This window comes from Sphingomonas sp. (assembly GCF_965200135.1).
In the GTDB taxonomy this organism is placed as follows: Bacteria; Pseudomonadota; Alphaproteobacteria; order Sphingomonadales; family Sphingomonadaceae; genus Sphingomonas.
The window spans coordinates 169,481-182,359 of record NZ_CBDATK010000007.1 but is presented as its reverse complement, the minus strand read 5'-3'; the positions used below and the strand labels follow the sequence as shown (position 1 = coordinate 182,359).

The following is a 12,879-nucleotide window of genomic DNA, read 5'->3' as shown; positions in this document are numbered from 1 at the left end:
TCAGATGGCTTCCAGCTGGAACTGCGCGGGCGCGGGGCCGGACAGCTTGCCCTGCGACGCCCCCTCGGCGCGCGCGATATAGCCCTTCGACTTCTCGACCTCGCTGCCCAGCGCGGTCACGGTGGTCTTCATCGAATCGAGCGCCTTGGCCTTGAAGGTGTCGATCGCGTCCATCGTGTCGTAGATGTTCTGGAACGCGCGTTGCAGCGTCTCCAGCGGGATCGTCGCCGACGCCGCCTGTTCGTGGATGCGCGCGGTGTTGTCCTTCAGCAGCTTGCCGGTCGAATCGATGATGTTCGCCGTCGTCGTGTTGAGCTGGGTGATCGATTCCAGCACCAGCCGCTGGTTGGTCAGTGCGCTCGCGACCGTCACCGCCGTCCGCAGCGCCGACACGGTGGTGGTGGACGCGCGATCGACGCCCTTCACCAGCTCGACATTGTTCTTCTTGACCAGGTCCAGCGCCAGATAGCCCTGCACCGTCACCGCCATCTGCGTCAGCAAATCCTGCGTGCGCTGGCGGGTGTAGAACAAGGCGGTCTCACGGATCGCCTTGGCCTTGGCGGGGTCGGTGTGGTCCAGCTCGTTCGCCTTGTCCTCCAGCCGCGCGTCCATCGTCTTGGACAGGTGGATCATCTGTTCCAGCTTGCCCATCGCCCCCCACAGATTGGCACGCTCGGTGTCGATCGCGGCGTTGTCCATCAACAGCTCGTCCTTGCCGCTGGCGAGGCTCTTCAGGATCGAGCTGATGTGCGTCTGCGACGATTTGTAGCCGTCGAAGTAATTCCGCATCTTGTTGCCGAACGGAATGATCCCGAACAGCTTCTGCGGCGCGGTCAGGTTGCCCTTCTTGCCGGGATCGAGGTCCTCGACGACGCGGCGCAGCTCGGCCAGGTCCTTGCCGACCCCGCCCTCCTGATCCATCGCGCGCACCGGGCGGTCGAGGAAGCGGTTGGACTGGCCGGCGGCGTCGCGGATCTCCTTGCCGCCCATCGCGGTGATCGCATCGACGCGGCGACCGAAGTCGGGCGAGTTGACGTCCTGAGCGACCAGCTCGGCGACGAAGGTATCGACCCGCTCCTCCAGCTTCGACCGGGCATCGTCGCCGACCGGCACCAGCCCCGCCGCCTTCTCCGCGCGCACGACGGGCACGGGCGTGGGCGGGGTGAGCACCAGGTCGGGCTCCGCGGTCAGTGTCTCGGTCGTCGTCGCCATCGAAATCTCCACGGGCCTTGGCCGCGATTGTGGCCCTGACGGCGCCGCCGTTCAAGTGTATTGTTGAACTAGGACGCCGGGCTTCGCGACAAGCGTGCGACGGCGTGGCTTGACGGGCAGGGGACCGGCGGGGCCTATCCGCGCTCGAAACGCATTGGAGTCGCAGCCATGTTTCGCCGAGCATTGGTGCCGTTGCTGGCCGTCGCGCTGGCAACGAGCGGGGCAGCCGCTGCGCCCTCCCAGCCGCGTATTGCGGGGTTCAAGGCGTTCCTGTTCAACAGCGAGACGGGCACGCTGTCGAAGGACATGATGCCCAACCAGAGCGAACTCGGCAATGTGGTGGCGGGCGATCTTGCCTCGGTGTCGACGTTCGTCGTGGTCACGGTCAGCTTCGGCCCACAGGCCGCGATCCCAGACCGCCCGCGTGTCCGGCTGCTCGCCCGCACCGAGGGCCGCCGGGGGCGCTTGCTGCTCGACCGGACCTCCCGCGTCGGCCCGGTCGCGCGAGACGGAACGACGCATGTGGGTTTTTGGCTGGACGACACCGGGTGCGAGACGATCGACCTACAAGCCACCCTGATCGGCGCCACGGCGCCGGCTCGCGTGAACGAGACGCTGTCGTTCCATTGCTACGAGTGAGGGAGGCGAACCATGCAGGCGATCGTCGGAGCGGTTGGAGACGGAGCGGCGAACGCGATCAGCGATGTCGCGCTGGTGCAGGCGATCCTGGTCAAGACAGTGCGGGCCGCGGGGGCTGCGCAACCCGCATCGCCTAGTCATCCCGCGGTGCCCGCGCGGGCGGCCGGCCCATATCTGGCGAGCTATAGCGGCACCTTCGGTCCGACGACGAACGCGGCGATCCGCGCCTTCCAGGCGGATCATGTATTCCGGTCGCCGGCGGGGCAAACCGTCGCCAACGCTCGCGCGACCGAGGGGACGGTGGCGCCCGGCGACGCGACATGGGAGCGGCTGGTCGCGCAGGTCCCCGCCGACTTCAAGAATCTGCGTGCGCTGGTCGGTCACAAGACGGTCTACATCGAGGCGACCGCCGACGAGCTGCAGGCCAAGCTGACCGAGCTGGCAGGCAAGACCTTCACCGACACCTTTCGCGTTAAGGTGGCAGCGACGATCAGGCGCATGCATGCCGATCACGGCATTGCCATCGGTGTCGATCCGCGCGGCGACCGGCGCGACTTCCAGACGCAGTGGAGGATAAGACACGATACCCCGGCGAACACCAACGCCGGGCCGGGCGAGAGCAACCACAATTTCGGCGGCGCCGTCGACCTCGGCTTCGACGGGTGGCGCTGGCTGAAGTCGGACGGCACCGTGGTGACGGAGCAGCCATGGTTGAACCGCATGACGAAGCTCGACGCGGCGGCGACGACGCCGTTCTGGGATGCGTTACGGACGGCGGGCACGGCGTCGGGCGCCTTTCGCGGTCCCGCCGGCGATCGTCCCCACCTGCAGAACTGGAATGACGCCAACGTGTCGATGCGGACCAGGTTGGCGGCGCATCTGGCCGCTTCGGGGACCATGCAATGGTCTGCGGCGCACGGAGTGTACAGCTGCGACTTGGGTTTCGGCGGCGCCAAGATCGCGGTCGGAACGGCGATGGAGGTGTGGAACCACGAGGCGACGGTTGATGCCGCGGCAATAGCCCGCTTGCGTGCCGCCGCGCCGCGTCGGCCGGGCGCGCCGGGTGCGGGCGGACCGCCGGGACGTCCGGGGGCGCCGCCTACTGTCCCACAAACGCGACCCGGCGCGCCGGCTGCAGCGACAGCGGGGCGGCCAGCCGCACCAGTCGACCCGCGCGCCGCTGCCGCGGCGGAGGTCACGGCCATGCGCGACGCCCTGCGCCACGAGTTCGAATTGGCTGACACGAACTGGAGGAATTGGACAGCCAACTGATCGCGCGTGGCGAATAGTCGAGGCGTCGCCGCACGCCACCCTTCCCGCATCGCAGCAATTCGGCTATGGGCGCCGCCGAACCTTTGGGCGCACGCGCCCTCGCTTGAAATCGGGACCCGCAATGAACCTCCGCAACGTGGCGATCATCGCCCACGTCGATCACGGCAAGACGACGCTCGTCGACCAGCTCTTCCGTCAGTCCGGCACCTTTCGCGACAACCAGCGGATCGAGGAGCGGGCGATGGATTCGAACGACCTCGAAAAGGAGCGCGGGATAACCATCCTCGCCAAGCCGACGTCGGTCGACTGGACCCCGCCGGGCGGCACCGAGTCGATCCGCATCAACATCGTCGACACGCCCGGCCACGCCGATTTCGGCGGTGAGGTGGAGCGCATCCTGTCGATGGTCGACGGCGTCGTCCTGCTGGTCGACTCGTCCGAGGGCGCGATGCCGCAGACGAAGTTCGTGACCGGCAAGGCGCTGGCGCTGGGCCTGAAGCCGATCGTCGTCGTCAACAAGGTCGACCGCAGCGACGCGCGTATCCAGGAAGTGCTGGACGAGGTGTTCGACCTGTTCGTGTCGCTGGACGCCAATGACGAGCAGCTCGATTTCCCGGTGCTCTACGCCTCGGGTCGCAACGGCTATGCCTCGACCGACATGGACGCGCGCGAAGGCACGCTGATCCCGATGTTCGAGACCATCGTGTCGCATGTCCCGGCCCCCGAGGTCGAGGTCGAGGACGTGCCCTTCACCTTCCTGGTGACGCTGCTGGATCGCGACAACTTCCTCGGCCGCATCCTGACCGGCCGCGTCAATTCGGGCACGGTGAAGCTCAACCAGCCGATCCATGCGCTCGATAACGACGGCAACATCGTCGAGACGGGCCGCGCGTCGAAGATCCTGTCGTTCCGCGGCCTCGACCGCGTGCCGGTGGACGAGGCCAAGGCGGGCGACATCATCAGCCTCGCCGGGCTGGCGGTCGCGACCGTGTCGAACACGATCGCCGACCCGGCGGTCAGCGAGCCGCTGCACGCGCAGCCGATCGACCCGCCGACGCTGTCGATGCGCTTCGCCGTCAACGATTCGCCGATGGCCGGACGCGAGGGCACCAAGGTGACCAGCCGCATGATCCGCGACCGCCTGCTCCGCGAAGCCGAATCCAACGTCGCGGTGAAGGTGACCGAAGCCGCCGATCGCGACAGCTTCGAGGTCGCCGGGCGCGGCGAGCTGCAGCTGGGCGTGCTGATCGAGACGATGCGCCGCGAGGGCTTCGAACTCGGCATCAGCCGGCCGCGCGTGCTGTTCGGTGAGGACGAGGCGGGCAAGAAGACCGAGCCGTACGAGACCGTCATCATCGACGTCGACGAGGAGCATTCGGGCACGGTCGTCGAGAAGATGGCGATCCGCAAGGCGGAGCTGACCGACATGCGCCCGTCGGGCGGCGGCAAGACCCGCATCACCTTCTCCGCGCCGTCGCGCGGGATGATCGGCTATCACGGTGAGTTCCTGTCGGACACGCGCGGCACCGGCATCATGAACCGGCTGTTCGAGAAATACGGCCCGCACAAGGGCAACATCGAAGGTCGCAAGAACGGCGTGCTGATCTCCAACGGGTCGGGCGAGGCGAACGCCTATGCGCTTGGCTTCCTGGAGGAGCGCGGCGTGCTGATGGTGGCGCCGGGCGACCCGTTGTATGAGGGCATCATCATCGGTGAGAACGCCAAGACGGACGACCTCGAGGTCAATCCGATGAAGGCGAAGCAGCTGACGAACTTCCGCGCGTCGGGCGGCAAGGACGACGCCATCCGCCTGACCCCGCCCAAGAAGCTGACGCTGGAACAGGCGATCGCCTATATCGATGACGACGAGATGGTCGAGGTGACGCCGAAGTCGATCCGCCTGCGCAAGCGGTTCCTCGACGCGAACGACCGCAAGAAGGCGTCGCGGCAGAAGGTCGCGGCCTAGACCGGGTCGACAGTCGGGGCTGAAGTGGTGTGTCTGCCGGAGCGTCAGCCGGTGCATTGCCCCTTCAGTCGCTGGCGCCACGCAGGCGGAGGGAGTGGGTGTTCGAAGCGCTCACGACCGATTGCGCCGACAGCTTCGTTTTGCTGGAAAGCATCGTCGTCCGCGCGCACCAGCAGGCGGCGAACGGAAAAGGGAAGTCAGCATCAGGGGCCGGGGCGCGCGCGACGTGGTCCGACGATCAAGGTCCATGGCCTGGTGGGCGCGGTCGGTCGATCGCTGCGCCTGACGGCATCGCCGGTCAGGCTGGCAATGCCTTGCGCGCAGCCATCGTCTCCTAGCTTGCCGAACGGGTAATCCTTCGAGTCGCTGTCGAGAGGTTGCGGTATTCCGTCCCACACGACCTCGTCGCCGAGGGACGCCGCGACCGCATCGAGCGCTGCTTCAGCGGGCTCAAGCACGTCCGCCGCTCCGCCGCACGCCATGACCGGCGCACTGTCCGGTTCGCCGGGTCCGTACCCCGCGACCATGATCTAGTCGGTCGAGCGTCGATCCCATCTAGTGAGCCGGCATCTCCATCAGCTCGACCAGCACGCCCCCCATGTCCTTGGGGTGGACGAAGACGATCGGCGTGCCGTGCGCGCCGATGCGCGGCTCCCCCAGCACGGTCGCGCCCGTTGCTTTGAGGTCGGCGACGGCGACGTGGATATCCGGCACCTCGAAGCAGACGTGATGCTGCCCGCCGGCGGGGTTCCTGCGGAGGAAACCGGCGATCGGCGAGGCGTCGTCATACGGCTCGATCAGCTCGATCTGCGTGTTGGGCGCGTCGACGAAGCAGACGCGCACCCCTTGCGCGGGCAGGTCGAACGGGTCGCCGATCGCGGCGGCGCCGAGGAGGGTCCGCCAGATTTCGATCGACCGCTCGATCGACGGCGTCGCGACCCCGATGTGGTTGAGGCGGCCCAATGCCGATACCGTTGTCACTCCTCGATCCGCCGCTGCCGCGCCGCCATCGCGGCACCCTCGATCACGCCTTCGAGACGACTGACGCGATCGCGAAGCTCGCCATGCGCTTCCGCCAGACGCGACAACCGCTCACTTTGCGCCTTCGCCGTGTCCCTGAGAAGACGAACATCCTCCTGCAGCAGCAACACGGTGCGAAGTGCTTTTAAGGCATCGCCTATCCCGCTCACTGCCGATCACCCTCTCCATCAAGGACACGGTCGACCACGCTGTTGGCACGCTGGATCGCGGCGATCGCTTCCTGGATATCGGCCTGCATCCGGGGAACCGCTTCTTCGACCTCTTTCGCCAGCAGCGCCAACGCTTCTTCCTGATCCGCTTGGCCTTCGGTAATGAACCGGCCGGTGGCCTCCCGGACGACATGCCCGACGGAGTGTCCGCTGATGGCCGCGAAGGCGTCCAGCGCGGCCTTGTGGTCCGGTGTGGTCAGAAAGGTGACGCGTTCGGTCTGCATCGGTTGCATCCTTCACATCACCTTATAATGCAATCCCGCCTCATTCACAACGGGATGTTGTCATGCTTCTTCCACGGGTTTTCCAGCTGCTTCCCCCGCAGCTTCCGTAATCCCAGCGCGATCCGCCGCCGCGTCGAGTGCGGCTGGATGACCTCGTCGATGAAGCCCTTGCTCGCCGCCACGAAGGGGTTGGCGAACCGCGCTTCATATTCGGCGGTCCGCTCGGCGATCTCCTCCGGCGTCCTTCCGCGGAAGATGATCTCCACCGCGCCCTTCGCACCCATCACCGCGATCTCGGCGGTCGGCCAGGCGTAGTTGAGGTCGCCGCGCAGGTGCTTGGACGCCATCACGTCATACGCCCCGCCATACGCCTTCCGCGTGATGACGGTGATCTTCGGGACGGTCGCCTCGGCATAGGCGAACAGCAGTTTGGCGCCATGTTTGATGATGCCGTTATGCTCCTGCGCGGTGCCCGGCAGGAAACCCGGCACGTCGACGAAGGTGACGATCGGGATGTCGAACGCGTCGCAGAAGCGCACGAACCGCGCCGCCTTTTTCGAGCTGTTGATGTCGAGCACGCCGGCCAGCACGGTCGGCTGGTTGGCGACTAAGCCGACGCTGCGTCCCTCGACCCGCCCGAAGCCGCAGATGATGTTGGCGGCGTGGCCCGGCTGAACCTCGAAGAAATCGCCCTCGTCCACGACTTTCGCGATCAGCTCGTGCATGTCGTAGGGCTGGTTCGCCGACGCGGGGATCAGCGTGTCCAGCGACGCCTCGATACGGTCCCACGCATCGGCGGTCGGCCGCTCGGGCACGCCCGCCTTGTTCGACGACGGCAGGAAGTCGATGAAGTCGCGCGCCGCCAGCAGCGCCTCGATATCGTTCTCGAAGGCATTGTCAGCGACGCTGGTCTTCGTGGTGTGCGTCACCGCCCCGCCCAGCGCCTCCTGCGTCACCACCTCGTTGGTCACCGTCTTGACCACGTCGGGACCGGTGACGAACATGTAGCTCGAATCCTTCACCATGAAGATGAAGTCGGTCATCGCCGGCGAATACACCGCGCCGCCCGCGCACGGCCCCATGATGAGCGACAGCTGCGGCACCACGCCCGACGCCAGCACGTTGCGCTGGAACACCTCGGCATAGCCGCCCAAGGACGCGACGCCCTCCTGAATGCGCGCGCCGCCCGAATCGTTGAGGCCGATCACCGGCGCGCCGACCTTCAGCGCCATGTCCATGATCTTGCAGATCTTCTGCGCGTGGCGTTCGGACAGCGAGCCACCGAACACGGTGAAGTCCTGGCTGAACACGAACATCAGCCGGCCGTTGATCGTGCCCGACCCGGTGACGACGCCGTCACCCGGAAAGACCTGATCCGCCATGCCGAAGTCGACCGCGTTGTGCTCGACGAACATGTCGAGCTCCTCGAACGAGCCCTGGTCGAGCAGCACGTCCAGCCGCTCGCGCGCGGTCAGCTTGCCCTTGGCGTGTTGCGCGGCGATGCGCTTTTCGCCCCCGCCCAGGCGGGCGGCGGTGCGGCGGCGGTCCAGTTCGGCGATCGTCGAGCTCATGCCCCATGTCATTCGCCAAGCCCGACCCGATTGCAACCTAGCGGAGCACGTCGCGCAGCCGGTCGCGGTCCAGCGCGCCTTCCCACCGCGCCACCACGATCGTCGCGACCGCGTTGCCGATGAAGTTGGTCAGGCTGCGGCATTCGGACATGAAGCGGTCGACGCCCAGGATCAGCGCCATGCCCGCGACCGGCACCGTCGGCACGATCGACAGCGTCGCCGCCAGCGTAATGAAGCCGGCGCCCGTCACGCCCGCCGCGCCCTTCGAAGACAGCATCGCGACGCCGAGCAACAGCAGTTGCTGCTCCAGGCTCAGCGCCGTGCCCGTCGCCTGCGCGATGAACAGCACCGCCAGCGTCATGTAGATATTGGTGCCGTCCAGGTTGAACGAATAGCCGGTCGGCACGACCAGCCCGACGACGGGCTTGGCGCACCCCGCCGCCTCCAGCTTTTCGATGAGCGCCGGCAGCGCGGCCTCCGACGACGAGGTGCCGAGCACCAGCAGCAGCTCGGTGCGGAGGTAACGGATCAGCTTCAGGATCGAAAAGCCCGCCAGCGCCGCGATGGCGCCGAGCACCACCAGCACGAACAGCGCCGAGGTGAGATAGAAGGTCGCGACCAGCCCGCCCAGATGCGCGAGGCTGCCCAGCCCGTATTTGCCGACGGTGAACGCGATCGCGCCGAACGCCCCGATCGGCGCCGCGCGCATCAGGATCGCGACCATCCGGAACACGACCAGGCTCAGCCGCTCCATCAGCTCAGCGACGGGCCGCGCGGGGGCGCCGACCAGGCTCAGCGAGACGCCGAACAGCACCGCGACGAGCAGTACCGGCAGGATGCTGGTGCCCGTGAACGCACCGACCAGCGTGTCGGGAATGATGCCCAGCAGGAAGTCGACGATGCCGCTCTCGTGCGCCTGTTGCGTGTAGGTGGCGACCGCGCCGGCATCCAGCGTCGCCGGATCGACCCGCATCCCCGCGCCCGGCCGCACCAGATTGCCGATCACCAGCCCGACGACGAGCGCCAGCGTCGACACGGTGAAGAAATAGGCGAACGCCTTGCCCGCGACACGCCCCAGGTCCTTCAGCGCCGCGATGCCGGCGATCCCGGTCGCCAGCGTCAGGAAGATGACGGGCGCGATAATCATCTTTACGAGCTTGATGAACGCATCGCCGAGCGGCTTCAGCGACGCCCCGAACGCGGGGTCGATGGCGCCGACCGCCGCGCCGAGCGCGATGGCGACGATGACCTGGAGGTAGAGGTGGCCGGTCCAGTGGCGGCGGGGTGGGGGTGGAATGGCTATGTCCGCGACCATCCACCGCTCCCCGGACATGAAAAAGGCGGGGCCGTAGCCCCGCCCTTAATTTGGTGCAGTCAAGCTGCTTGTTAACAGCTGGACGCGATCTCTGAGGTGCGATGGATCAAACAGAATTATGTAGAAGTCAAGCCCACCTGTGACCAAGGGTGAAATGGTCGCGACCTAGCTTGCCACTTCGACTGCGAGCCGTAGGTTCGGTCCTGGAGAGGATCGACATGCAGAGGCTCGGCTTAGATATCGGCACGAACAGCATCGGTTGGTGCCTGACGGAACACGACAGCCGAATCGTCGATATCGGCGTGCGTATCTTCAGCGATGGTCGGGATGCCAAATCCGGCGCCTCTCTGGCAGTCGATCGCCGCGTCGCGCGGGGGATGCGGCGGCGGCGCGACCGCTATCTGGGCCGGCGATCCGCGTTTCTGGACGCGCTGGTCGACCACGGTCTGATGCCGGCCGATGCCGACGATGCGAAGCTCATCGCGGCGAAGGACCCATATGACCTGCGCGCCCGGGCGCTGACCGAGCGGCTCGATCCGTACGAGATCGGCCGCGCGCTGTTCCACCTCAACCAGCGTCGCGGCTTCAAATCCAACCGCAAGGCGGAGCGGCGGGCGAGCGACAACGAAGACGGCAAGATCGCGAGCGGTGCCAGGGCGCTGGATCAGGCGATGGCCGAGGCCGGTGCCGACACGCTGGGCGAGTTCCTCGCCGGCCGCGAGGAAAAGCGCGTCCGCATGGACAGCGACGCGCAGGCCTACGACTTCTACCCCCAGCGCCGTCATGTCGAATATGAGTTCGGCCGCATCTGGGAGGAGCAGGCGGCCCACCATCCCGACCTGCTCACCGTTGGCGCGCGCGCCGCGCTGCACCGCATCCTGTTCTTTCAGCGACCGCTGAAGGAGCCGGAGGTCGGCGTCTGCACCTTCGTCAACAGCGACCGCCGCCTGCCCAAGGCGCACCCGCTGTTTCAGGAGCGGCGACTCTACGAAGAGGTCAATCAGCTGGAGATCACCGTCCCCGGCGAGGCCTCGCGCAAGCTGACGCTCGACCAGCGCGACACGCTCGTCCGCATCCTGCGTGAAAAACGCGAGGTCGCCTTTACGACGTTAGCGGGTGGCAAGTGGTTGAAGCTGCAACCGGGCGAGAGCTTCAACAAGGCGAGCGAGACGCGCACCCACCTGCGCGGGAACGAGGTCTATGCCGCCCTCGCCGACAAGAAGCGGTTCGGCGGAACGGCATGGGCGAACAAGCCGCCCGAAGCGCAATGGCGGATCGTCGAGCGGCTGCTGGAAGAAGAGGACCCGGACCTGCTCCACTCCTTTCTGACCGAGGAATGCGGCCTGGACGAGGAGCAGGCGCGAGCATCCGCCAAGGCGCCACTACCCGAAGGACACGGACGTCTCGGCGAAACGGCGACGCGGCTGATCCTGGCAGAGCTGAAGAAAGAGGTCGTCACCTACGACGAGGCGGTCCGGCGCGCGGGCTGGCACCATAGCGACGACCGCACCGGCGAGGTGCTGGAACAGCTCCCCTATTACGGCGAACTGCTCAGCCGCGACATTCCGCCGGGCACGCAGCTTGCGTCCGATCCGCCGGAGAAGCGGTGGGGCAAGATCACCAACCCGACCGTTCACATCGGGCTTCGACAGCTGGAGAAACTGGTCAACGCGATCATCGCGGTCCACGGCCGCCCGGACCAGATCGTCGTCGAACTCGCCCGCGATCTGAAGCTCAACGAGAAGGACAAGGAAGAGCATAACCGGCGCATCGGCAAGGACACGGCCGCCGCGGTCGAGCGCAGCGAGAAGCTGCGGACGGAAGGCATCCCGGACACCGGCGCCAACCGGGCGCTGCTCAAGCAATGGGTCGAGTTGAACCCGGCCAATGCGCTCGATCGTCGCTGTCCGTATTGCGCGGAGCCGATCGGCATGCGCCAGCTGTTCTCTGGCGAGGCGGATGTCGATCACATCATCCCCTATTCCCGCTCGCTGGACGACAGCGGCGGCAACAGGATCGTCGCGCATCGGAGCTGCAATCGGGCGAAGGGCAATCGCACCCCCTTCGAACGCTGGGGCCACGAGCCGGATCGATGGGACCGCATCGCCGTCCAGGTCGCGCGGCTGCACAAGTCGAAGCAGTGGCGCTTCGGCCCCGACGCGATGGCGCGGGTGGAAAAGGACGGCGGCTTCGTCGCGCGGCAGCTGACCGACACGCAATATCTGTCGCGGCTCGCGGGTAAATATCTGCGCTCGCTCTACCCGACCAAGGACGACGGCAGCGTCTATGTCATTCCCGGCCGGATGACGGCGATGCTGCGTCGGCTATGGGGGCTCAACGGCCTGCTGCCCGACCATAACTATGTCGAGAACAGGCACAGCGACGCACCGAAGAACCGCCTCGATCACCGTCATCACGCGATCGACGCGGCGGTGACGGCCGTGACGACGCGCGGTTTGCTTCAGCGCATCGCCCGCACCGCGGGGCTTGCCGAGGACAAGCACCTGGATCGCCTGTTCGAGGATCTGGAGCAGCCCTGGGAGGGGTTTCGCGAGGAATTGCGGGAGCGGGTGCTGCGGGTGACCGTCAGCCACAAGGCCGATCACGGACGCCAGAGCAAGCCGTCACGCCATCACGACAATACGGCGGCCCGTCTGCACAACGATACCGCCTACGGCCTGACGGGAGCGGTCGCCCGCGACGGCAAGACCCCGATCGTCGTTCACCGCATCGCGCTGACCAGCATTAAGCCGGAAGATATCTCCAATTCGGATCGAATACCCGATGCCGAACTGCGCGACGTGCTGCGCGAGGCGACCCACGGCCACACCGGGGCCGCGTTCACCGCGGCGCTGATGAAGCTGAAGCGCGAGGGCGCCACCTCGCGCCTCGATCGTAACGGCCGCCCCCAGTTCAAGGGGTTGCGTCATGTCCGTGTCCGCGAGCCGCTCAACGTGATCGCGATCAACGATCGCGACGGCAAGCCGTACAAGGCGTACAAGGGCGACGCGAACGCCAGGTTCGAGCTGTGGCGCCTGCCCGACGGCAAGCTGCACACGCGCGTGGTGACGATGTTCGAGGCGCATCGGCCCGACGGCGACGACCAGCGCCCGCATCCGGCCGCGAAAAGGCTGTTGAAGCTCCGTCAGAACGACATTCTGGCGATCGAACGCAACGGCAACCCGCGCGAGATCGTCCGCGTCACCGGCTTCAACGTCCAGGGCCGGTTGACGCTCGCCGCGGCCAACGAGGCGGGCAATCTGAAGGAGCGCGACGCCGTCAAAGGCACCGATCCGTTCAAATATGTCTATCTGTCCGGCGGCAGCATCCTCAGGGCGAAGGCACGTCAGGTGCGAATGGACCCATTGGGGAGGATTTTCGACCCCGGCCCGCGCTGACTTGCGTCCCGGTTCGCGCTAGCCTCCACCGG

At 66.8% G+C, this 12,879-nt stretch carries 11 protein-coding genes; 5 read left to right on the top strand and 6 right to left on the bottom strand.

Features of this window, described 5'->3' with window-relative positions; genetic code table 11:
- Positions 1–1,212, bottom strand: coding sequence for a toxic anion resistance protein (locus ACOFKS_RS08985; protein WP_419808901.1), 1,212 nt, complete (start codon positions 1,210–1,212; stop codon positions 1–3).
- A gap of 192 nt (positions 1,213–1,404) precedes the next feature.
- Here ACOFKS_RS08985 and ACOFKS_RS08980 point away from each other — a divergent pair, with 192 nt between their 5' ends.
- From ACOFKS_RS08980 to ACOFKS_RS08965, 4 genes are all read left to right on the top strand, one after another.
- The gene (locus tag ACOFKS_RS08980) at positions 1,405–1,851 is read left to right on the top strand and encodes a hypothetical protein (protein ID WP_419808900.1); all 447 of its coding nucleotides are present in this window, start codon (positions 1,405–1,407) and stop codon (positions 1,849–1,851) included.
- Between the two features lie 12 nt (positions 1,852–1,863).
- Positions 1,864–3,123: a hypothetical protein gene (locus ACOFKS_RS08975; protein WP_419808899.1), complete on the top strand. Its 1,260-nt coding sequence runs from the start codon at positions 1,864–1,866 to the stop codon at positions 3,121–3,123.
- Between the two features lie 121 nt (positions 3,124–3,244).
- Positions 3,245–5,089: a translational GTPase TypA gene (typA, locus tag ACOFKS_RS08970; RefSeq protein ID WP_419808898.1), complete on the top strand. Its 1,845-nt coding sequence runs from the start codon at positions 3,245–3,247 to the stop codon at positions 5,087–5,089.
- Positions 5,090–5,187: 98 nt separating this feature from the next.
- Positions 5,188–5,427, top strand: a complete 240-nt coding sequence (locus ACOFKS_RS08965) for a hypothetical protein (RefSeq protein ID WP_419808897.1) — start codon at positions 5,188–5,190, stop codon at positions 5,425–5,427.
- Between the two features lie 217 nt (positions 5,428–5,644).
- On the opposite strand, the gene mce is transcribed toward ACOFKS_RS08965, so the two are convergent.
- The 5 genes from mce to ACOFKS_RS08940 are packed head-to-tail and all read right to left on the bottom strand — an operon-like array spanning position 5,645 to position 9,449.
- The gene (mce, locus tag ACOFKS_RS08960; protein ID WP_419808896.1) at positions 5,645–6,070 is read right to left on the bottom strand and encodes a methylmalonyl-CoA epimerase; all 426 of its coding nucleotides are present in this window, start codon (positions 6,068–6,070) and stop codon (positions 5,645–5,647) included.
- Positions 6,067–6,279 carry a hypothetical protein gene (locus ACOFKS_RS08955; protein ID WP_419808895.1) on the bottom strand — a complete coding sequence of 71 codons (213 nt, stop codon included), beginning with the start codon at positions 6,277–6,279 and terminating at the stop codon, positions 6,067–6,069. The genes mce and ACOFKS_RS08955 overlap by 4 nt, the downstream gene beginning before the upstream one ends.
- Positions 6,276–6,563: a hypothetical protein gene (locus ACOFKS_RS08950; protein ID WP_419808894.1), complete on the bottom strand. Its 288-nt coding sequence runs from the start codon at positions 6,561–6,563 to the stop codon at positions 6,276–6,278. The genes ACOFKS_RS08955 and ACOFKS_RS08950 overlap by 4 nt, the downstream gene beginning before the upstream one ends.
- Before the next feature lie 44 nt (positions 6,564–6,607).
- The gene (locus ACOFKS_RS08945; protein WP_419808893.1) at positions 6,608–8,134 is read right to left on the bottom strand and encodes an acyl-CoA carboxylase subunit beta; all 1,527 of its coding nucleotides are present in this window, start codon (positions 8,132–8,134) and stop codon (positions 6,608–6,610) included.
- A 37-nt stretch (positions 8,135–8,171) separates the two neighbouring features.
- Positions 8,172–9,449, bottom strand: a complete 1,278-nt coding sequence (locus ACOFKS_RS08940; protein WP_419808892.1) for a dicarboxylate/amino acid:cation symporter — start codon at positions 9,447–9,449, stop codon at positions 8,172–8,174.
- Between the two features lie 218 nt (positions 9,450–9,667).
- Here ACOFKS_RS08940 and cas9 point away from each other — a divergent pair, with 218 nt between their 5' ends.
- Positions 9,668–12,847: a type II CRISPR RNA-guided endonuclease Cas9 gene (gene cas9, locus ACOFKS_RS08935; protein ID WP_419808891.1), complete on the top strand. Its 3,180-nt coding sequence runs from the start codon at positions 9,668–9,670 to the stop codon at positions 12,845–12,847.
- Positions 12,848–12,879: the final 32 nt, after the last annotated feature.

What these genes read in the sequence shown, in the direction of transcription:
- ACOFKS_RS08985 (WP_419808901.1), bottom strand. Translation starts at nt 1,212, where the DNA reads ATGGCGACGACGACCGAGACACTGACCGCGGAGCCCGACCTGGTGCTC.
- ACOFKS_RS08975 (WP_419808899.1), top strand. Translation starts at nt 1,864, where the DNA reads ATGCAGGCGATCGTCGGAGCGGTTGGAGACGGAGCGGCGAACGCGATC.
- typA (WP_419808898.1), top strand. Translation starts at nt 3,245, where the DNA reads ATGAACCTCCGCAACGTGGCGATCATCGCCCACGTCGATCACGGCAAG.
- ACOFKS_RS08950 (WP_419808894.1), bottom strand. Translation starts at nt 6,563, where the DNA reads ATGCAGACCGAACGCGTCACCTTTCTGACCACACCGGACCACAAGGCC.
- ACOFKS_RS08945 (WP_419808893.1), bottom strand. Translation starts at nt 8,134, where the DNA reads ATGAGCTCGACGATCGCCGAACTGGACCGCCGCCGCACCGCCGCCCGC.
- ACOFKS_RS08940 (WP_419808892.1), bottom strand. Translation starts at nt 9,449, where the DNA reads ATGGTCGCGGACATAGCCATTCCACCCCCACCCCGCCGCCACTGGACC.
- cas9 (WP_419808891.1), top strand. Translation starts at nt 9,668, where the DNA reads ATGCAGAGGCTCGGCTTAGATATCGGCACGAACAGCATCGGTTGGTGC.